This window comes from Salininema proteolyticum, from assembly GCF_042685645.1.
Classification (GTDB): domain Bacteria; phylum Actinomycetota; class Actinomycetes; order Mycobacteriales; family Micromonosporaceae; genus Salininema; species Salininema proteolyticum.
In genome coordinates this window covers 170347-190348 of the sequence record NZ_JBHUNX010000001.1, presented here as the reverse complement: position 1 = coordinate 190348, position 20002 = coordinate 170347, and the positions used below count along the sequence as shown (strand labels likewise).

15 protein-coding genes are annotated in these 20002 nt (G+C 68.2%); 8 read left to right on the top strand and 7 right to left on the bottom strand.

The genetic code is table 11. From position 1 onward, the window contains the following. The first annotated feature begins 95 nt into the window (after positions 1 to 95). The 4 genes from ACFTE1_RS00920 to ACFTE1_RS00905 all read left to right on the top strand — a co-directional run bounded on the left by ACFTE1_RS00920 (position 96) and on the right by ACFTE1_RS00905 (position 6846). Positions 96 to 1871: an ABC-F family ATP-binding cassette domain-containing protein gene (locus ACFTE1_RS00920; RefSeq protein ID WP_380619859.1), complete on the top strand. Its 1776-nt coding sequence runs from the start codon at positions 96 to 98 to the stop codon at positions 1869 to 1871. A 248-nt stretch (positions 1872 to 2119) separates the two neighbouring features. Further along, positions 2120 to 3304, top strand: a complete 1185-nt coding sequence (locus ACFTE1_RS00915) for a S8 family peptidase (RefSeq protein WP_380619856.1) — start codon at positions 2120 to 2122, stop codon at positions 3302 to 3304. A gap of 265 nt (positions 3305 to 3569) precedes the next feature. Further along, positions 3570 to 5126: a S8 family serine peptidase gene (locus ACFTE1_RS00910; RefSeq protein ID WP_380619854.1), complete on the top strand. Its 1557-nt coding sequence runs from the start codon at positions 3570 to 3572 to the stop codon at positions 5124 to 5126. A 277-nt stretch (positions 5127 to 5403) separates the two neighbouring features. Then, positions 5404 to 6846 (top strand): RNA-guided endonuclease InsQ/TnpB family protein, encoded by a 1443-nt coding sequence (locus tag ACFTE1_RS00905; RefSeq protein ID WP_380619851.1) that lies wholly within the window; start codon positions 5404 to 5406, stop codon positions 6844 to 6846. Here ACFTE1_RS00905 and ACFTE1_RS00900 read toward each other — a convergent pair. From ACFTE1_RS00900 to ACFTE1_RS00880, 5 genes are all read right to left on the bottom strand, one after another. Continuing rightward, complete coding sequence (locus ACFTE1_RS00900; RefSeq protein ID WP_380619849.1) at positions 6815 to 7153, bottom strand: hypothetical protein; 339 nt, start codon at positions 7151 to 7153, stop codon at positions 6815 to 6817. The genes ACFTE1_RS00905 and ACFTE1_RS00900 overlap by 32 nt on opposite strands. 769 nt (positions 7154 to 7922) lie before the next feature. After that, on the bottom strand, positions 7923 to 9200 hold the full coding sequence (gene glsA, locus ACFTE1_RS00895; RefSeq protein ID WP_380619847.1) for a glutaminase A: 1278 nt from the start codon (positions 9198 to 9200) through the stop codon (positions 7923 to 7925). A 73-nt stretch (positions 9201 to 9273) separates the two neighbouring features. Continuing rightward, positions 9274 to 10470 (bottom strand): DUF4185 domain-containing protein, encoded by a 1197-nt coding sequence (locus ACFTE1_RS00890; RefSeq protein ID WP_380619844.1) that lies wholly within the window; start codon positions 10468 to 10470, stop codon positions 9274 to 9276. A gap of 50 nt (positions 10471 to 10520) precedes the next feature. Beyond that, complete coding sequence (locus ACFTE1_RS00885; protein ID WP_380619841.1) at positions 10521 to 11420, bottom strand: hypothetical protein; 900 nt, start codon at positions 11418 to 11420, stop codon at positions 10521 to 10523. Positions 11421 to 11476: 56 nt separating this feature from the next. Further along, on the bottom strand, positions 11477 to 11935 hold the full coding sequence (locus ACFTE1_RS00880; protein WP_380619838.1) for a hypothetical protein: 459 nt from the start codon (positions 11933 to 11935) through the stop codon (positions 11477 to 11479). Between the two features lie 45 nt (positions 11936 to 11980). Between ACFTE1_RS00880 and ACFTE1_RS00875 the strand changes: the two genes are divergently transcribed. Then, the gene (locus ACFTE1_RS00875; protein ID WP_380619836.1) at positions 11981 to 12676 is read left to right on the top strand and encodes a response regulator transcription factor; all 696 of its coding nucleotides are present in this window, start codon (positions 11981 to 11983) and stop codon (positions 12674 to 12676) included. Continuing rightward, positions 12673 to 13911: an ATP-binding protein gene (locus ACFTE1_RS00870; RefSeq protein ID WP_380619835.1), complete on the top strand. Its 1239-nt coding sequence runs from the start codon at positions 12673 to 12675 to the stop codon at positions 13909 to 13911. Before ACFTE1_RS00875 ends, ACFTE1_RS00870 begins: the two co-directional genes overlap by 4 nt. Before the next feature lie 357 nt (positions 13912 to 14268). Here the strand turns inward: ACFTE1_RS00870 and ACFTE1_RS00865 are convergent, their stop codons facing one another. Beyond that, entirely contained in the window at positions 14269 to 15564 is a 1296-nt protein-coding gene (locus ACFTE1_RS00865) for an RNA-guided endonuclease InsQ/TnpB family protein (RefSeq protein ID WP_380762544.1), read from the bottom strand. 80 nt (positions 15565 to 15644) lie between these two features. Between ACFTE1_RS00865 and ACFTE1_RS00860 the strand changes: the two genes are divergently transcribed. Next, positions 15645 to 16262, top strand: coding sequence for a hypothetical protein (locus ACFTE1_RS00860; protein WP_380623170.1), 618 nt, complete (start codon positions 15645 to 15647; stop codon positions 16260 to 16262). Beyond that, the gene (locus ACFTE1_RS00855) at positions 16262 to 16846 is read left to right on the top strand and encodes a hypothetical protein (RefSeq protein WP_380623169.1); all 585 of its coding nucleotides are present in this window, start codon (positions 16262 to 16264) and stop codon (positions 16844 to 16846) included. The genes ACFTE1_RS00860 and ACFTE1_RS00855 overlap by 1 nt, the downstream gene beginning before the upstream one ends. A 336-nt stretch (positions 16847 to 17182) precedes the next feature. Here the strand turns inward: ACFTE1_RS00855 and ACFTE1_RS00850 are convergent, their stop codons facing one another. After that, entirely contained in the window at positions 17183 to 19819 is a 2637-nt protein-coding gene (locus tag ACFTE1_RS00850; protein ID WP_380623167.1) for an ATP-dependent Clp protease ATP-binding subunit, read from the bottom strand. Between the last annotated feature and the right edge of the window lie 183 nt (positions 19820 to 20002).

Sequence of the window (20002 nt, the reverse complement as noted above, 5' to 3'; positions counted from 1 at the left end):
ATGATGTCAGAATAATGTCTTGCTGACATCATATCGAAGGAGTGACAGCTCACGCAAGGGCGGTCGGCGCCCTCCCCCTGGTACCGTTGGTCAACGTGTCTGCAGCTAATCTCGTCAACCTCGAAAACGCCTCGAAGGCCTACCCCGACCTGGTCGTTCTCGACTCCGTCTCCCTGGGGGTGAACGCCGGTCAGCGCATCGGCGTGGTGGGCCGCAACGGCGACGGCAAGTCCACCCTGCTCAACATCCTGAGCGGCCGGGACACCCCCGACTCGGGGCGCCTCGTCAAGACCCGGGGCGTCACCGTCGAGAGCCTCGGCCAGACCGACCGCCTCGACGACGGTTCGACCGTGCGCGACTCCCTCTTCGGCGACGCCGACGAGCACGAGTGGGCCTCCGACGCCGCGACCCGCGAGATCCTGACCGGCCTGCTCGGCGGCCTGCACGCACCCACGCTCTCCGAGGGCCTCGACAGCGGTATCGCCACCCTCTCCGGCGGCGAGCGCCGCCGCGTCGACCTCGCCCGGGTCCTCACCTCCCGGGCCGACCTCCTGCTGCTGGACGAACCGACCAACCACCTGGACATCGAGGCGATCGCCTGGCTCGCCGAGCACCTCTCGGGGCTCAAGGCCTCCCTCGTCACCGTCACCCACGACCGCTGGTTCCTCGACCAGGTCGCCACGCAGATCTGGGACATCCAGCGCGGCAACGTCTTCGAGTACGAGGGCGCCTACGCCGAGTACGTCCTCTCCCGCGCCGAGCGCGAGCGCCAGGAGGCGGTGGCCGAGGAGAAGCGGCAGAACGTCATGCGCAAGGAGCTGGCCTGGCTGCGGCGCGGCCCCAAGGCGCGCACTTCGAAGGCCAAGTTCCGCGTGGACGCCGCCAACGAGCTGATCGCCGACGAGCCGCCGGCGCGCGACGAGGCCGAGCTGATGTCCTTCGCCATGGCGCGCCTGGGCAAGACCGCCTTCGAGGTCGAGGACGCGACGCTTCTGGCCGGGGACAACGTCATCTTCAAGGACCTGACGTGGATGCTGGGCCCGGGCAAGCGGATCGGACTGGTCGGTGCCAACGGCGCGGGCAAGACGACGCTGCTGCGCTCATTGGCCGAGGCCGCCGGGGACGTCCAGCCCCCGCAGGGGCGCGTCAAGGTGGGCCGCACCGTGAAGCTGGCCTGGCTGAGCCAGCACATGGAGGAGCTCGACCCGACCTGGCGGGTACTGGAGTCGATCGAGAACGTCGCCAAGCGCGTCCAGATGGGCAAGAAGGAGGTCAGCGCCTCCCAGCTGGCCGAGAAGCTCGGCTTCTCCGGCGGGCGGCACTGGACTCCGGTCGGGGACCTCTCGGGCGGCCAGCGGCGCCGGCTCCAGTTGGCGCGCCTGCTGATGACCGAGCCGAACGTGCTGTTCCTCGACGAGCCCACCAACGACCTCGACATCGAGATGCTGACGCAGCTGGAGGACCTGCTGGACGGCTGGCCGGGCACGCTCGTGGTCGTCAGCCACGACCGGTACTTCACCGAGCGGGCCACCGACGAGATCTGGGCGGTGCCCGGCGACGGGAAGCTGCGCATGCTGCCGCGGGGGATCGACGAGTACCTGGAGATGCGCCGTTCGCAGTCGGGTCCGGTCGAGGCTCCCAAGCCCGCCAAGGGGCCTTCCCAGGCGACGATCGACCGCGCCGCGCAGAAGGAGATGGCGAAGCTGGAGCGCCGTCTCGACAAGGTGACCGCCAAGATCGAGGCCGTCCACGCCGACATGGCCGAGTTCGCCACCGACGGCGCCAAGCTCTCGGAGCTCCAGGGCTCGCTCACGGCGCTCGAGGGCGAGCGCGACGAGATCGAGGAGCGGTGGATGGAGCTGGCGGAGTAGGACCCTGGCGGGTTGACGCCACGGTAACGGATGTCCGGTATACGCCAAATCGGACCGATCACTGTGGACACAATGGTGAATTCCTGGTGAATCACCTCGTCACAGGACCCTCCACTTCGCCGTAGGCACCCCGGCGACGCCCCGCCACTCATTTACAGTTCTCTGTTTTCGAATTAGTCTCCTCCGTGGAAGCCGGCGCATCCCCGGTCTCCATCGACTGGACAATCGAGAACGGAAGGGCATTCCATATGTCACGTAAGAGAACCTTGCGTCGCGCCGGGGCGGGCGTCCTCGCCGCCGGCGTCGCGGCCGGGGCCTTCGCCATCGCCACCACGAGCGCGCAGGCCGACACCGCGATCCTCGGGGCCGACGACCCCGACGCCATCTCCGGGGAGTACTTCGTCGTCTTCAAGGACGGCGCCTCGGCCCAGGACTCCGCCACCGTCGCCTCCAGCGCCGGCGTGGACGACGTCACCACCTACGGCGTCCTGGACGGCTTCTTCGCCGAGATGACCGAGGAGCAGGCCAAGGAACTGGCCGACGACTCCCGCGTCGACTACGTCGAGCAGAACCGCCGCGTCCACACCATGGCGCCCGGCGAGCAGACCGACGCCACCTGGGGCCTCGACCGCACCGACCAGCGCGACCTGCCGCTGGACCAGACCTACGGCTGGGACGAGGACGGCAACGGCGTGACCGCCTACATCGTCGACACCGGCGTCCTCTCCACCCACAGCGAGTTCGAGGGCCGCATGGCCGAGGGCTTCGACGCCATCGAGGACGGCAACGGGACCGAGGACTGCAACGGCCACGGCACCCACGTCGCCGGCACCACCGCCGGCAGCACCTACGGTGTCGCCAAGGAGGCCACCGTCGTGCCCGTCCGCGTCCTCGACTGCAACGGCTCCGGCTCCTTCGACGGCGTCATCGCCGGCATCGAGTGGGTCGCCGAGAACGCCGAGAAGCCGGCCGTGGCCAACATGAGCCTGGGCGGCACCAACTCCGACATGCTCAACGACGCCGTGGACAACGCCGTCGCCTCCGGCGTCTCCTTCGCGGTCGCCGCGGGCAACAGCGACAACGACGCCTGCGGCAACACCCCGGCCGGCGCCAGCGACGTCATCACCGTCGCCGCCACCGACGACTCCGACGCTCGCGCCACGTTCTCCTCGTGGGGCTCCTGCGTCGAGATCTTCGCCCCCGGCGTCGACATCACCTCCGCCTGGCACACCGGCGACGAGGACACCAACACCATCAGCGGCACCTCCATGGCCACGCCGCACGTGGCCGGCGCGGTCGCCGTCTACCTGTCCGCCAACCCGGAGGCCACCCCGGCCGAGGTCACCGAGTGGCTGACCTCCAACGCCACTCCGGACGTCGTCCAGGACCCGAAGGACTCCCCGAACGCGCTGCTGTACGGCAAGTTCGAGTAGTCCCTTGAGTCCCGCCCGCTAGTCCTGTTCCGAGCCTCGCGGCTCTCTCCCGCCCGGGACGGCTCCGCCGTCCCGGGCCTTCGCTTGTCCGGAAGCCGATAGTCGGCCGTCCACCTCGTTCTCACGTCCCACTCTGCGGAACGCGCGTCCTGTAGAGCACCACGCGTATTTACAACTGTCAAATTCTCCATTAGTCTCTTCAGGGGGCCGGGTCATCCCCGGTGACCACACGACAGGACAAGTGAAAACGAGAGGGACAACCCTTATGTCTCAAAGGAAAATCCTGCGAAGGACCAGCGCGGGGCTCTTCGCCGCCGCCATCGCGGCAGCGGGAGTGGCAGTCAGCTCCACGAGCGCCCAGGCCGAACCGACCATCCTCGGCGAAGGTTCGTCCGAGGCCATAGCCGGCGAGTACTTCGTCAACTTCAAGGACGACCTCGTCTCCGCCCTCGACGCGGAGAGCTTCGCCGCCTCCGAGGGCGTCTCCGACATCAAGACCTACTCCGTCTACGACGGGTTCTTCGGCAAGATGAGCGAGAAGAAGGCCGAGGCCTTCGCCGCCGACCCGCGCGTCGAGTACGTCGAGCAGAACCGGACCGTCTCCGTCCTCGGATCCGGCTCGCAGCCCAACGCCACGTGGGGCCTCGACCGAATCGACCAGCGCGACCTGCCGCTCGACGACACCTACAACTGGGACGAGGACGGCAACGGCGTGCACGCCTACATCCTCGACACCGGTGTCCTCTCCACCCACTCGGAGTTCTCCGGCCGCATGGCCGAGGGCTTCACCTCCATCAACGACGGCAACGGGACCGAGGACTGCAACGGCCACGGCACCCACGTCGCCGGCACCACCGCCGGCAGCACCTACGGTGTCGCCAAGGAGGCCACCGTCGTGCCCGTCCGCGTCCTCGACTGCGGCGGTTCCGGTTCCTTCCAGGGCGTCATGGACGGCATCGACTGGGTGGCCCAGAACGCCCAGCAGCCCGCCGTCGCCAACATGAGCCTCGGCGCCGACAACTCCAGCTCGCTCAACGACGCCGTGGACAACGCCGTCGCCTCCGGCGTCCCGTTCGCCATCGCCGCCGGCAACTCGAACAACGACGCCTGCAACAACACCCCGGCCGGCGCCAACGACGTCATCACCGTCGCCGCCTCGGACTCCAGCGACGGCAAGGCGTCGTTCTCCGCCTGGGGCAGCTGCATCGAGGTCTTCGCGCCCGGCGTGAGCATCACCTCGGCCTGGTACACCGGTGACAACGCCACCAACACGATCAGCGGCACCTCCATGGCCTCGCCGCACGTGGCCGGCGCCGTGGCCGTCTACCTGTCCGCCAACCCGAGCGCCACGCCCGCCGAGGTGTCCGACTGGATCGCCACCAACTCGTCGCAGGGCAAGATCTCCAACCCGAACGGTTCGCCGAACCTCCTCCTGCACTCGCTGCTGGGCGACGACGGCGGAGACCCGGGCGAGCCGGGTGACTGCGTGGGCACCAACACCACGTCCACTCCCCTGCCCGACACGGAGACCGTGACCTCCACCATCGACATCGAGTGCGAGGCGACCACCGCCTCCAACGCGTCGGTCGACGTGGACATCACCCACTCCTACCGCGGCGACCTGGAGATCAACCTGATCGCCCCGGACGGTTCCTCCTACAACCTCAAGATGAACGGTTACGACTCCGGCGACGACGTCAAGGAGACCTACTCGGTGAACCTGTCCGACGAGACGCCCAGCGGCACCTGGACGCTCGAGGTCATCGACCACTACTCCTGGGACTCCGGAACCCTCAACAGCTGGGGCCTGAGCCTGAGCTAGGTCGTTCACCCGCGCGCACGTGACGGGCTCTGAGTCCGTAGGCGCGCCGGCTCCCGAGGAGTGTGCGCCCTCGGGGGCGCATGGAAAAAGCGGAGGGGACGGGAAACCGTCTCCTCCGCTTTTCATCGTGCTATCAGAATCAGGCGCAGTGGTCCCGGCTTCAGCCGGGAGGTGTAGCGGCTCGGAACCGCGCGCGGCAATTTACTGTCACCGCTGGAACCGACCCGCGCGATACGTCGCAGGTGTATTGTCGGGCCCCGGAAGTAATGTTGTTCGTATGTTCTTGCGGTACCGTTTTCGTCTTTACCCGACCGCTCCGCAGCGCAATGCTCTGGCGCGGACGTTTGGGTGTGCGCGGACGGTGTACAACGACGGTATTGCCGCACGCCGTGCCGCCTACGAGGCCGGGGAAAAGTACCCTTCGTATGTTTCGTTGGCGAAATCCCTGATCACTGAGGCCAAGAAGACCCCTGAGCGCGCATGGCTGGGTGGAGTCTCCGCCGTGGTCTTGCAGCAGGCGTTGCGCGACTGCGACACCGCTTATCGGAACTTCTTCGACTCCCTCAAGGGGAAGCGGCAGGGTCCGCGTATCGGGCCGCCCCGGTTCAAGCGGCGTTCGAACATGCAGACCGCTCGGTTTACCAGGGCTGCGCGGTTCACGGTGTTGGGCAACGGGAGGCTGCGACTGCCGAAGGTCGGAGACCTGAAGGTCGCCTGGTCGCGGGAACTTCCGTCCGAACCGTCCTCCGTGACGGTCGTGAAGACCCCGACCGGGAAGTATTTCGCGTCGTTCGTTGTGGACCTGGAGGAAGGCGCTGATCTCCAATACCCGCTCCCGGAGGACTGCGAGACGGGTATCGACCTGGGCCTCAAGTCGTTTGCCGTGCTGCGGGGCGGGAAGACCATCGACTCCCCGAAATTCTTTCGCCGCCTGGAGCGGAAGCTCAAGAAAGCTTCTCGGTCCCTCTCCCGGAAGGAGAAGGGATCTGCCAACCGGGCCAAAGCGCGCCTGAAGGTCGCGAAGGTCCATGAGAAGATCAAGCACTCCCGTAACGATTGGATCGACAAGCAGGTCAACCGGATAGTTGCCGAGAACCAAAGCATCTACACCGAAGATCTCAACGTCAAAGGCATGGCGCGTGGCCGTGCCGCGAAGTCGGTGGCGGACGCGAGCTTCGGGCTGTTCCTCTCCCGCCTGGAATCGAAAGCGGCCCGCGAAGGTCGGACGTTCGTGCGGGTGGACAGGTTCTTCCCCTCCACCCGCCTGTGCTCCGACTGCGGTGCGCTGACCGGCCCGGCCGGGCTGGAAGGGCTCAGGGTGCGCCGGTGGGAGTGCGGGTGCGGGGCCGTCCAGGACAGGGACGTGAACGCCGAAATCAACATCCGCCGCGAAGGCCGACGCCTCGCGCGCGAAGCCGCCGCAGGACATGCGGAGGCTGTAAACGCCTGTGGAGCGCAGGTAAGACCCGCACAGCGTGGGCACAGCGCGTCGAAGCAGGAACCCTCCCGTAGAGCTAACAGCCATGCTGGAAGCCAAGCCGGGAATCCCCGTCGATTACGGTGCTGTTGGACAACGGACAGAACGGACAAGGCTCGCCCAGGATCTGCCTGGTCGTCCTGTCAGCGCTCCCGGTTCGCCTGGGAGTTTTGTCCGTTGCCCAACAGCACCGTTTACGGCGGAGAGGGTGTCAAACGAAGACCGCCACTCCCGCAGTTATGAGGGAGATGACTCCGATGGCCGTGAAGTGGCCCGTGTTGACCGGGTCGCGCTTCTTCCACCACGGGATGACGATCATGATCGCCAGGACCAGCGCCAGGCCGGCCTTGATGCCGATCTTCATGTGGTCCGCGTCGGCGCCCGCCGTCCCGGCGAGGATGATGCCGGTGACGAGCTGCGTCGCGATGCCCAGGAGCATCGCCGTGTTGATGGTGTACTTCTTCGCCAGCGTCGCGGCGAGCCAGCCTCCCACCACGGCGGCGAAGCCGATCAGGTGGAGGTAGCGCAGGATCAGGTGCAACGTGTCCATACAGCGGAGTATGACAGAGTGTTGGCAGTGCCCCGCCCCTTCCGCCGTCCGCACCGTCGACGGTCACAACCTGCGAAGATTCCTCGGAAATCTCTGAAGTGCGACGGCCCCGGAAAGGGCCGTCCTCCACCCGGATCGAACGGGTCCCCCATCGAGGAGCGAGGAGAGGGCGGCCGCCTCTTCGACCACGACGGTCCGGCCATTGTGAGAGCACAGGTCGACACGTAGGATTTCAGACATGGACACCCCTCCCCGTCTGAAGGTCTACTGTCGCCTCCAGGGCTCGAATGGATCACCGCAGCGAGTGCCGGCGGTAGCCCCTCCCGAGAACGGAGAGCCACCGGTTCCGTTGTCGGTGGTGTGCCCGAACTGTCGCGAGAGGATGGAATTCCAGGTTCCGGCGCCGGCCGCCGCAGTCAAACGCCGCCGGACGGCCTTCGCCATGACCACCGTAGGAATTATCGTCTTCTGCGCGGGGCTGACGGTCGCAGACCTCCATTGCGGACGCTTCGATACGGCCCCGACGTGGGCCTCGGTCGCCTTTCCCCTGTGCTCGGGGGCCGGGCTACTCCTGGCGGGGAACGGCGCTTTCTACGCGCTTCGATTCAAGACCGTCTGGCCGGCTCGCGGACTCGGACTGTGGCTCCATCGCGCCCGCCTCGACCGGTGACCGACCGGCAGAACCGACCGCCATGCGAAACAGCCGAAGACCGGTACCTCTCGCCGCGGGGCTGTCTCGGGATACTTCTCGCTGCCGACCGCCCTCGCCCTAGGCTCCCGCCTCCAGCTCCGAGACGACCCAGCCGACCGCCGCCTCCCGAGTCACGAACGAGGGCCACTCCTGTTCCTCCAGCACGTTCCCGATGACGGCGATCCGGTACCCCTCTCCGTACAACCGCTTCAACGACGCGCCCACCAGTTGGATCGCCAACTGGTCCGCCTCGTCGATCTCGGAGAGGTCGCACACGAGCGCTCCCGGCGGGTCGGGCAGGGCCTCGCCGAAGGCGCTGATCAGCCTCTCGACCACCGAGAAGTCGAGCACTCCCTCCGCCGAGACGACGCCGACCTCCGCCCCCGGCTCCGAGACCACCGTGACCGGAAAGCCCGCCGTGGCGGGATTGTGCATGAGGTGCAGGCGGAAACGCTCCGAGATCATGCGCAGGGCGGCGATCCCCCGCACCGTGTTCCCGGTCGAGTCCAGGTTCGGGCTGAAGGCCGCGATGCCGGACCGGCCCGGGCTGGCGGCCAGCACGATGCCCGAGACGCCGCTCTTCGCGGGGAGCCCGACGCGGACGAGCCAGTCTCCCGACGCGTTGTACATCCCGCACGTCGCCATGACGGCCAGGACCTTCGTAGCCACCCGCGGCGGCACGACCTGTTCGCCCGTGACCGGGTTAGTCCCTCCGCCCGCGAGCGTGGCCGCCATGAGCGCCACGTCGCCGACGGTGGCCTTCACCGAGCACTGTCGAAAGTAGAGGTCGGCGGTCTCGTTGACCTCTCCGGGCAGCGCCCCGGCGGCGTGCATGAGGTAGCCCAGCGCGCGGTTGCGGTCCCCGGTGGCCACTTCGGACGCGAAAACCTCCTCGTCGACCTCCAGCGGACGCCCGGCGAAGCGGGACAGCGTATTGAGGATCTTGGCGAACTTCTCCTCGGGCCCCGCGCCGGGAATGAGCGCGGTGGCGACCATGGCCCCGGCGTTGATCATCGGGTTCATGGGCCGCCCGGTGCCCGGCTCCAGGCTGATGCCGTCGAAGCGCTCGCCGCTGGGCTCCGTGCGCAGCCACGGCGACACCCCGCTCCAGCCCAGCTCGGTCAGCGCGAGCGCGTAGACGAAGGGCTTGGACGCCGACTGCAGCGTGAAGGTCGCGTCGACGTCGCCGCTCTGGTAGCTGTGGCCGCCGACGCTGGCCAGCGCGATGGCGAACTCCTCGGGGTCGGCCTGCGCCAGTTTGGGTATGTAGGAGGCGACCTCTCCGGAGCGGTTCCTCACGAGCGCGTCGTGGATCGTCTCGAGCGTGTCGGTGATGACGTCCGCGCCGCTGCCCATGCCCCTCGCCGCCCTCCTCGTCGCCTGCGGATGAAGTCCAAGGAGAAGTCTATGTGCGGGCCCGGGCCCGGGTCTACGTTTGGCGGGGATTTCCCGGGGTGAGGCTGACCTCGACGAACCGCGGCTTGTAGATGCTGGGGTCGCGGTAGTGGGGGCTGTCCTCCGTCGCACCGCTGTCGAGGTGGTTGACGTTGTACGACATGACGAGGGTGTCGCCGTCGGCGAGCGTGTCGTGCAGGTGCGCGTTGTAGGCGTAGACGTCCTTGTCGCCGTAGGAACCCGCCGCCCCGGTCTCCGGCATCCGGTACACGAGTGTGCCGTTGGTGAAGGGCCCGGCGGGAGAGCAGGAGGTGTAGGCGCGGACCTCGGTGGAGAAGGGCACGGAGGTGTCCTGGGTGAGGAGCAGGTACTGGCCATTCCAGGGGGTCACCGAGTACTCGTTGGCAACGCCCGCGAGTCCCGCTCCGGCGGCGTTCTCGTCGTCCGTCCAGCCTTCGGGGCTCCAGTAGCTCCAGTTCGCGGTGTCGCTCAGGTCTTCGCCCGGGACGCGGGCGATGCGCTGGGTCTTGCCGTCGTCCGAATCGAGGAGGCCGTAGACGTAGGTGTGCCCGTCGCCGCTCTCGCTCGCCGGCAGGAGCGCCGATCCCCAGGCCCCGCCCTGCGAGGGCAGGTCGTCGACGCGCACGGGTTCGGTGAGGTCGTCCAGCGCGAAGGTGGCCACGGCGTTGCGTTCGAGGCGGAAGTCCCAGTCGCCGTCGCCGAAGCGCCGGTACTCCTGGAACACGACTTGGAGGTGGTCGGTGCCGTCCTGGTGCGAGATCATTCCGTCGCCGAGCCAGTACCAGTGGCCGGGCCGGTCCGGTGGCATGATCGCCTCGGGCCGCGAGGGCGTTCCGCCTTGGACGGTGGTGAAGGCGTCGCCCTCTTGCAGGACGAAGCTGTTGTTGACCAGGGGTGCGGTGACCGGTCTGGTGCCGTCGTCGTTCAGCGGCCCGAGGAAGGTGTCGGAGAACAGCCAGAGGAGGCCGCCGTCGGGGAGGCGGACCGAGTACGTCGAGTCCGCCCCCGTCCATCCGTCCGGAGTGGACTCGGCGTAGTCGAGGAAGGCGCCCTCCGGTTCGGCGTCCGGCCGCACGTCGGCGACGTCGATCGTCGCGGGCCCGCACACGTCGGGGTCCGCGCCGGTCGGCGGCTCTCCCACTGCGGCGGGTCGGACGGTGATCAGCGCGGTCGCCATGATCGCGACGCCGGCGTAGGACAGTGGCCTCATGCCGTCCTCCCAATGCGATGGCCGTTCGGGGTGTCCACCGCAGTATGGCATTACGGTGCCATGGAGGAAACCTCATCGGGGTCGGCGTCCGTCCGCTCCGCCTCTTCCAACGGGGCCAGGGCGGCGGAGGTGGCCGCGTCGAGGTGGACTCTGGCCTCTTCGTACGGCACCTTTTCGGGCCAGCTGCCGAGGACGACGACGGTGAAGCGCTCGTCGGGGCCGACGATTCCGGTGGTGTTGAGCGCCCGGTCGGGCAGGCAGCAGGCCCAGCCCTGTTTGACCTTGGCTCCCTCGTCGAGGGCCGCCAGGCCGAACCGCTGGTCGAAGCCGTCGGCGGCCACGTCGGTGATGTCCTCGAGGGCCGCGAGGACGACCTCGGCGTGTTCCGGCGGAACGGCGGTCTCCACGTACTCGTAGGCGGTCACGATGTCCATGGCGGACATGAGGGTGTCGCCCCACCGCCCCGGGTCGTCGGGCGCCGCGGTCTCGCTCAGGCCCATCCGCCGGGCCTGGGCCTCGACAATGGCCGGGCCCCCTCCGCGCGCCCACAGCTCGCTGGCCAGGTCGTCGTCGCTCCGCGAAAGCATCTCGTTGACGGTGTCGGGGTCCTCTCCGCGTTCCAGGGCGTCGAGGGCGATGAGTATCTTGACCACCGACTGGGTCTCCTCGGGCCGCTCGGCGTCGTGGGCGGCCAGGACCCGGTCGCTGTCGCGGTCGTAGACGGTCGCGGCGAACTGTCCGGGGATGGCGGAGAGCGCCTCGCCCAGGGCGTCGTCCTGTACCGACGTGTCCTGGCCGGCCTCTTCGAGGGGGAACTCGAACGGCGGTCCCTCCTCCGCAGCGGACCCGCCCGGGGAGCAGGCGGCGGAGGCCAGGGCGAATACGGTGATCATGCCGAGCGCCAGTCCTCTCGCGAGGCTCGGCCGCGTGTCAGTGTCGCTTCTCTTCACCGGTGCAGTGTGCGGAGTTCCGCCTTAAGCGCACCTTAAGCGAAGTCTAAACATCCCTAATCGTTCGGGGTCCCGATCCCGTAGTACTCGGTCGCCTCCCCGTCCGAGCACTGGAACTCCAGCCTGTCGAACTCCTCCTGGTCGTCGGTCCAGAACTCGGCGTACTTCTGCTCCCCCGGGCCGCTGCCGCCGGTCACGACGCCGGTGCTGCTCACGAACCATCCCAGCGCGGGCGAGGGCACGAACGTGTCGACGGCGTTCCCGTCGCAGAGCACCCAGACGACGCCGCCGTCGGTCGTCAGCCGGACGGCCCCGTCGTTCTTTATCTGCTTCTCGGACTCGCCGAGCTTCTCCCCGTCCGCCAGCGCGTCCAGTTCGGTCTTCACCTGGTCCGGGGACTTGTAGATGTCGGGCCGGTCCCGGTTCAGAAGCCACAGGACGATCGCGGAGCCCCCGCCCACGGCGAAGGCCGCCACCACCGCCCACAGGGCCGCCAAGGTCAGGACACGTCTCACGGTTCCATTATGACGGGTGTTCACGCGCTCGCCTACACTCGTTCCATGCCTCATGTCGTAGTGGTCGAAGACGACGCCGAGGTCCGCCGTGCCCTGGTGAAGGGCCTCCGGCGGCAGGGCTACTCCGTGACTCCGCGCGGCGAGGGCCTGCCCGGCATCGCCGCCGTCCGCGAGGAGGCGCCCGACCTCGTCGTCCTCGACCTCGGCCTGCCCGACTCGGACGGCCTCGAGATCGTCGCCATGCTCCGCTCGGTGAGCGACGTCCCCATCGTCGTGGTCACCGCCCGTGACGGCGAGGCGAGCATGGTCAAGGCCCTCGACCGGGGCGCCGACGACTACATAGTGAAGCCTTTCGGGGTGGCCCAGCTGGACGCCCGGCTGCGCGCCATCCTGCGCCGCGTCGCCCCCGACGACGAGGACCGGACCGTCGTCGTGGGCGGGTTGTCGATCGACCCCGACGGTTCGCGCGCCGTGCTCGACGGCACCGAGCTCGACCTGACGGCGCGGGAGTTCGACCTGCTGCTGCTCCTGGCCCGGAACGCCGGGAAGGTCGTGGCGAAGCATCATATCCTCAGCGAGGTCTGGCAGTACGGCGCCGGGGGTTCGGAGGGCACGGTGGACGTCCACCTGTCCTGGCTGCGGCGCAAGCTCGGCGAGTCGGCGAGCAGCCCCCGCTACCTGCACACCGTGCGGGGGAAGGGGATCCGCCTGGAGGCGCCCGGCGAGGGCGGCGGCCGATGAGGAGGCAGCTGAACGCCCTCGTCGCCATGACCACGAGCCTGGTCCTCATCGCCCTCCTGGTCCCGGTCGGGATCGTCCTCTACGTGCAGGCGAAGGACCAGGCCATAGCCGAGGCCGCGTACCAGGCCCGCACGGCCGCCGCCGAGGCGAGCACCTACGACGGCCCGCCGGAGAGGTTCAAGCCCTTCTGGAACGTCCATGTCTTCTTCCCCGACGGGTCGAAGACGCTCGGGGCCGTGACGACTCCGAGCGTCCGGCTCGCGAAGAGCGGCAAGGCGTTCGCTGTGGAGCTGGACAGCCGCATCGAGGTCTTCACGCCGGTCGAGTGGGAGGGCGAGGGGACCCTCGTCGTGCAGCACCAGCTTCCCTACGAGACGATCTACCTGGACGCCAACCGCGCGATCGCCGTCCTCACGGCCATCTCGGCCCTGCTGGTGCTCCTGGGCGTCCTCATGGCCGACAGGATCGCCCGGATCATCGTGCGCGCGACGGTCGACCTGGCCAAGGCGGCGGACAGCCTCGCGGAGGGCGACCTCTCCGCGCGAGTGGAGCCCGGCGGGACCAAGGAGCTGCGCCGGGTCGGCCGGGAGTTCAACCGGCTGGCCGAGCGGATCGGCACCCTGCTCGAAGCGCAGCGTGAGGAGACGGCCGACCTGGCCCACCAGCTGCGCACGCCCCTCACCGCTCTGCGGCTCAACGCGGACGGCACCGACGACCCGGACCTGGCCGCCCGGCTCAGGGCCTCGATCGGCGTCCTGAACACCTATATCGACGAGATGATCCGCTCGGCGCGGCGCCCCGACCGGGAGGGCGCGCTGCCTTCGGCGGACCTCGTGTCGGTGGCCGCCGACCGCTTCGAGTTCTGGAAGCCCTTGGCGGAGGACTCCGGACGGCGCTTCACCCTGCGGGCACCGATGGGTCCCCTGCCCATCGCCACCAGCCGCGAGGACATCGGTGCGGCGGTGGACACGCTGCTGGACAACGCGTTCTCCCACACTCCCGACGGCACGGCGATCGAGTTGACGGTGACGGAAGAGGGGGAGTTCGTCGCGGACGACGCCGGCCCCGGCTTCTCCGAGCTGGAGGCCGTGCGCGGACGGTCCAGCGGCGGCTCCACGGGCCTGGGCCTGGACATCGCCCGCCGCACGGTCGAGTCCACCGGCGGCGAGCTTCGTATCGAGCGGTCGCCGTCGGGCGGGGCCCGGGTGGTCCTGGCCTTCGGTTCAGCCGGCTGACCCCTCGGTTCCGCCGCCTGGTCCGACTGTCGACCGAGCCCCCGGAGTCCCCGGAGTCCCCGGAGTCCCCGGAGTCCCCGGAGTCCCCGGAGTCCCCGGAGTCCCCGGAGTCCCCGGAGTCCCTCCGCGACGGTCGGCCCTGCGCAGCACACTCCCCTCCTATACCGATAGTGTCGCCTATCCGCCCTTTCGGGCACGCCGTGCGCCCTCCACTTGCTCCCCGCCGACCCTAGGATGGTCGAATCCCGACATCCATTCCCGTCATTCTGCGGGCGTTCGAGGAGAGAGGCACGTGCGGAGAGCGAACCGGATTTCCTTGACATCCTCCCCGCCCTGAAAGGGGACGGGGATTCCCGGCTAAAGCCCCGTAGGACTCATACAGGAGGGTTCGTGCTTCTTTCCCGGACGGGAGTTTCCAACGCTGCCGGACATGTCCGGTCTTACATGCTGTCCACACGCGTTTTGAGCCTCCGCATGCCCTGCGGCGGCTTGGGCCGCGAGGCGTCGGCCTTCGCGGCGAATGTTGATTTCGGCGTTCGCGTCCCGGTCATGAACAGCCCCGCACCCGCATTCCCAATGGCGCACTGTGAGCCCCTCCAAACCGGAGGGTCCAGTCAACGCCCCGCAGTCGGAGCACAGCCGAGTAGAGGGGAAGAACCTGTCCACGCGCACGAACACGCGACCCGCGCGGGCCGCTTTAGACTCCAGGCGGGTGAGGAACATGCCGAAGCTCGCGTCCGCTATCGACTTCGCGGCACGCCCTCGGACGAGCCCTGTGACATTCAAGTCCTCGCAATACACAGCTTGGCTCTCGCTGACGATCTGCTTAACCTGCTTGTCGATCCAGTCCGAACGGGAGTTCTTGATCTTCTCGTGGACCCGCGCGACCTTAAGGCGTGCCTTGGCGCGGTTGGCCGAGCCCTTCTCCTTGCGAGAGAGCGACCGCTGTGCTTTCTTGAGCTTCCGTTCCAGTCGGCGGAAGAACCTCGGGTTCTCGATGGTCTTCCCGCCCCGCAAAACGGCGAACGACTTGAGCCCCAGGTCGATCCCGGTCTCGGCACCGTCGGGAAGCGGGTCAAGGAAGTCCGTTTCGTCCTCCACCGCGACTACGAACGACGCGAAGTACTTCCCGGTCGGGGTCTTGACGACCGTTACGGAGGACGGGTCGGAGGGCAGTTCCCGCGACCAGGCGACACGGAGGTCTCCAACCTTCGCGATGTACAGGCGTCCGTTGTCTTTGACCGAGAACCCGCGCCGCGTGTACTCCGCCGTCTGCGTTCCCGTCCGACGTTTGAACCGAGGCGGCCCCACACGCGGCCCCTGTCGTTTCCCATTGAGGGAGTCGAAGAAGTTCCGGTACGCCCGGTCGCAATGCCGCAACACCTGTTGCAGAGGCACCACCGATACTTCGGACAGCCAGGCGCGTTCCGGGGTTTTCTTTGCCTCGGTGATCAGAGACTTTGCGAGGGCGACCGTGATCGGGTATTTCTCCCCGGCGGCGTAGGCAGCCTTGCGGGCCGCTATGGCGTCGTTGTACACCGTCCGCACACACCCGAACGTCCGCGCCAACGCCCTGCGTTGCGGCGCGGTCGGATAGATCCGATAGGAGTACCTCAGATGCACGCCAACAACTATAGACCGAAGGTCCGACAAGCACAATCGGGAACCAGGCCAGCCTCTAAAGCGCCGATTCCTCTCCAGCCTGAAAGCCGGAGTATCCACGGCGGTGTCCGATGAGGAGGGGTTCGGCCTCCGCCCGCCTCGCGTCGGCGGCCGCGGCCGTCCTGGCCTTGACCGCCTGCGAGTCCGCCGCGTCCGAACCGGACGGTTCGCGCGGCGGCATCATGCCCTACCTTCCCGACTCGATGGTGGACGCTCCCCGGAACCCGCCGGACCTCCACGTTGGGACGCCCGAGGGGACAGCACGCGCGCGGCTCATCGCCGCCGACTGGAACCCCGGTTCCGGCACCGCCCTGGAGGCTCCCGCGAGTCTGCGCTGGCCCAGCGCCGCCGCGCCGCGCGGGTCGCTCGACTTCTCCTTCTCCACGCCGCAGGTCCCCGTCCGCGTCGTCGTCTACCAGTACCCGGGCGTGGACTCCAACGGCATTCCCGCCGAGGAGGAGGGCACGGAGACGATCTGCGGATGGAACGACCCGGACCTTCCCTGCAGCCGCGAGGGCGACGGGGAGGAGGACATCACCGTCACCGTCGACCCGCTTCCACGGGCGGGTGATCATTTCGTCCTCCACGCCGCCTGGAAGGCTCCCGTCGAGGATCAGAGCCGCGCCGATCCGGAGATCGTGTCAGCATCGTGGGTGATCCGACTCGATGGAATGGACGGAGGGGGCTGATGGACTCCGCCTCGACGAACTGGTTCGCCTCGCTGGCGAGGACCGCCGTGGGCGACGCTTCGGCGACGCTGACCGCGTCGGACGGCGCCGACACCGTGTACCGCCGCTCGCGCCACGACCTGCGCGCCTCGGACCTGACCCGGTGGCGCTACGAGGTCGAGTCGGACGGCGAGACGACCGTCCAGTACTGCGACGGCATCACCCTGGACTTCAGCATGGCGGGCCGGACCTCCACCACGCCCGTCCCCTCCGGCGAGGAACCCGACGACCCGCTCTTCTTCTACAGCTGGATCGGCGTCGTGGACACGTGGCTCGTCGAGATGCTGCGCCCGGCCGAGCTCCTCTCACGGCTGGAGATCGCCTCCATCGCCGCGCCCCAGGACGGCGAGGTCCACATAGATGCGACGCCCCTGGGCAACGAACCGTCGCCGTACAGCGGGATCGCCCTGCCCGACGGCCGCCGCCTCGAACTGCTCTTCGACACCGAGCGGATGGTCTGCCACACCGCCCGGGCGACCTTGCCGCCCGTCGAGGGCACCACCACCGTCTTCACCTACACGGTCACCAACCTGATGGAGGCCTGAGGCCCCGCGCGCGGCCGTCTCCGGCCGCCGCTCTCGCACGCCCGGACCCTCGCCTCATGGAGATCCGGCACGAGGTGAGCCATGGGTTCGGACCCGAACGTGGCCCCGAACTCGGGGTCGGACATGAACATGGGCTGGGCTTCGACTTCAGCCTGCGCCTGAGCCCGGCCTCGAGCTTGACGGGCATTGACATAGGCCCGAGCCGGGATTTGGACGTTGACTTGAGTACGCGAAAGGGGGCCCGGCGGTCTTTCGACCACCGGGCCCCCTTTCAAAGCCGTTGAAGGCTATGCGGCAAGGCCCGCACCGTGTGCGAACCTCGGCGCGGCCGCGCCGTTAAGCGCTGCCCTGGCCGCTCATCCCGCCTCGCGGACCGGACCCGGACCCGCCGGAGCCCTTCGGCGGCGGCATGGTGCCCCCGCCGGCGCCCGGCGACTTCGGAGCCGACGTGTGGCTCAGAGCCTCGACCACGTCCGTGACGACCTCGTCGGTGTCCGGCTTGTCGTCCCCGCGGAAGGTGAGCTGCGTCTTCTCGATGTCCTTGGGGTCGCCGTCCACGTCGACGATGACGATCTGGCCGGCGTGGATCTCTCCGAAGAGGATCTTCTCCGACAGGATGTCCTCGATCTCGCGCTGGATCGTGCGGCGCAGCGGACGGGCGCCGAGCACCGGGTCGTAGCCCTTGTGCCCGAGGTAGAGCTTCGCGTTGTCGGTCAGCTCGATCGCCATGTCGCGGTTGTGCAGCTGCTCCTCGATGCGCAGGATCATGAGGTCGACGATCTCGGTGATCTCGTCCTCCGAGAGCTTCGGGAACACGATCGTGTCGTCGATACGGTTCAGGAACTCCGGACGGAAGTGGTTCTTCAGCTCGTCGGAGACCTTGTTCTTCATGCGCTCGTAGTCGTCGTCATCGCTCTCGCCGGACTGGAAGCCGAGCGTGACGGCCTTGCCGACGTCGCGCGAGCCCAGGTTGGTGGTGAGGATGAGGACGGTGTTCTTGAAGTCCACGATCCGGCCCTGGCCGTCGGTGAGGCGGCCGTCCTCGAGGATCTGCAGGAGCGTGTTGAACACGTCCGGGTGGGCCTTCTCGATCTCGTCGAACAGGACCACGGAGAACGGCTTGCGGCGCACCTTCTCGGTGAGCTGCCCGCCCTCGTCGTAGCCGACGTACCCGGGAGGCGCGCCGACCAGTCGCGAGACCGTGTAGCGGTCGTGGAACTCGGACATGTCCAGCTGGATGAGCGACTCCTCGGAACCGAAGAGGAACTCGGCCAGCGCCTTGGCCAGCTCGGTCTTACCGACACCGGACGGGCCGGCGAAGATGAACGAGCCCGACGGGCGCTTCGGGTCCTTCAGACCGGCGCGCGTGCGGCGGATGGCCTGGGAGACGGCCTTGACGGCGTCCCGCTGGCCGACGATCCGCTTGTGCAGCTCGTCTTCCATGCGGAGCAGTCGGGTGGTCTCCTCCTCGGTCAGCTTGTAGACCGGGATGCCCGTCCAGTTGGCGAGGACCTCGGAGATCATCTCCTCGTCGACCTCGGCCACCTGGTCGAGGTCTCCGGCCTTCCACTCGCGCTCGCGCTCGGACCGCTTGTCCTGCAGCTGCTTCTCGCTGTCGCGCAGGCGGGCGGCGGCCTCGAAGTCCTGCGCGTCGATCGCGGACTCCTTCTCGCGGCGGGTCTCGGCGATCTCCTCGTCGATCTCGCGGAGGTCCGGCGGCGCGGTCATACGGCGGATGCGCATGCGGGCGCCGGCCTCGTCGATGAGGTCGATGGCCTTGTCCGGCAGGTACCGGTCGCTGATGTAGCGGTCGGCCAGCGTGGCGGCCTGGACCAGCGCCGCGTCGGTGATGGTGACGCGGTGGTGGGCCTCGTAGCGGTCGCGCAGGCCCTTGAGGATCTCGATGGTGTGCGCGAGCGTCGGCTCGGCCACCTGGATCGGCTGGAAGCGGCGCTCCAGGGCGGCGTCCTTCTCGAGGTACTTGCGGTACTCGTCGAGCGTGGTCGCGCCGATGGTCTGGAGTTCGCCGCGGGCGAGCATCGGCTTGAGGATGCTGGCGGCGTCTATGGCGCCCTCGGCGGCCCCCGCTCCGACGAGCGTGTGGATCTCGTCGATGAACAGGATGATGTCGCCGCGGGTCTTGATCTCCTTGAGGACCTTCTTCAGGCGCTCTTCGAAGTCACCGCGGTAGCGGGATCCGGCCACGAGCGCGCCGAGGTCCAGCGTGTAGAGCTGTTTGTCCTTCAGCGTCTCGGGCACTTCGCCCTTGGTGATGGCCTGGGCCAGTCCCTCGACGGCGGCGGTCTTTCCGACGCCCGGCTCGCCGATGAGGACCGGGTTGTTCTTCGAGCGGCGGGAGAGCACCTGCATGACGCGCTCGATTTCCTTCTGCCGCCCGATGACCGGGTCCAGCTTGCCTTCCTTGGCCGCCTGGGTCAGGTTGCGGCCGAACTGGTCCAACACGAGGGAACCCGACTGCTGGCCCTCGCCGACGGTCGAACCGCCCGCGGTGGCTCCGGCGGTCTCCTTGCCGCCCTGGTAGCCGGACAGCAGCTGCAGCACCTGCTGGCGCACGCGGTTGAGGTCGGCGCCCAGCTTGATGAGCACCTGCGCGGCGACGCCCTCGCCCTCGCGGATGAGGCCCAGGAGGATGTGCTCGGTCCCAATGTAGTTGTGGCCCAGTTGGAGAGCCTCACGCAGGGAGTATTCCAAGACCTTGCGGGCGCGCGGGGTGAAGGGGATGTGCCCGGACGGGGCCTGCTGGCCCTGACCGATGATCTCCTCGACCTGCTGGCGGACACCCTCAAGGGAGATACCCAGGCTTTCGAGGGCCTTGGCGGCGACGCCTTCGCCCTCGTGGATGAGGCCCAGGAGGATGTGCTCGGTGCCGATGTAGTTGTGGTTGAGCATCCTGGCCTCTTCTTGGGCCAGGACCACGACACGTCGTGCCCGGTCGGTAAAACGTTCAAACATCTTCTAGTAGCTCCTCGTCATGCCCGGCAACTTATTCGCGGCACCGTGACCCTATGGCTATACCTTATCTCCCCGCGGAGGTTCTGGCTGGTGCCATGTGGTCTTAACAAGCCCTCCCAGGTCGAAATTCCAGCATCTGCCGCTGTGCTGTTCGCGGGAGGCGAACAGCCCCACCTGTCGGCT

Coding starts and splice junctions, on each gene's coding strand:
- ACFTE1_RS00900 (WP_380619849.1), bottom strand. CDS start 7,153: ATGGACACGTTGCACCTGATCCTGCGCTACCTCCACCTGATCGGCTTC.
- ACFTE1_RS00870 (WP_380619835.1), top strand. CDS start 12,673: ATGAGGAGGCAGCTGAACGCCCTCGTCGCCATGACCACGAGCCTGGTC.
- ACFTE1_RS00905 (WP_380619851.1), top strand. CDS start 5,404: ATGTTCTTGCGGTACCGTTTTCGTCTTTACCCGACCGCTCCGCAGCGC.
- ACFTE1_RS00860 (WP_380623170.1), top strand. CDS start 15,645: ATGAGGAGGGGTTCGGCCTCCGCCCGCCTCGCGTCGGCGGCCGCGGCC.
- ACFTE1_RS00855 (WP_380623169.1), top strand. CDS start 16,262: ATGGACTCCGCCTCGACGAACTGGTTCGCCTCGCTGGCGAGGACCGCC.
- ACFTE1_RS00915 (WP_380619856.1), top strand. CDS start 2,120: ATGTCACGTAAGAGAACCTTGCGTCGCGCCGGGGCGGGCGTCCTCGCC.
- ACFTE1_RS00850 (WP_380623167.1), bottom strand. CDS start 19,819: ATGTTTGAACGTTTTACCGACCGGGCACGACGTGTCGTGGTCCTGGCC.
- glsA (WP_380619847.1), bottom strand. CDS start 9,200: ATGGGCAGCGGCGCGGACGTCATCACCGACACGCTCGAGACGATCCAC.
- ACFTE1_RS00910 (WP_380619854.1), top strand. CDS start 3,570: ATGTCTCAAAGGAAAATCCTGCGAAGGACCAGCGCGGGGCTCTTCGCC.
- ACFTE1_RS00890 (WP_380619844.1), bottom strand. CDS start 10,470: ATGAGGCCACTGTCCTACGCCGGCGTCGCGATCATGGCGACCGCGCTG.
- ACFTE1_RS00875 (WP_380619836.1), top strand. CDS start 11,981: ATGCCTCATGTCGTAGTGGTCGAAGACGACGCCGAGGTCCGCCGTGCC.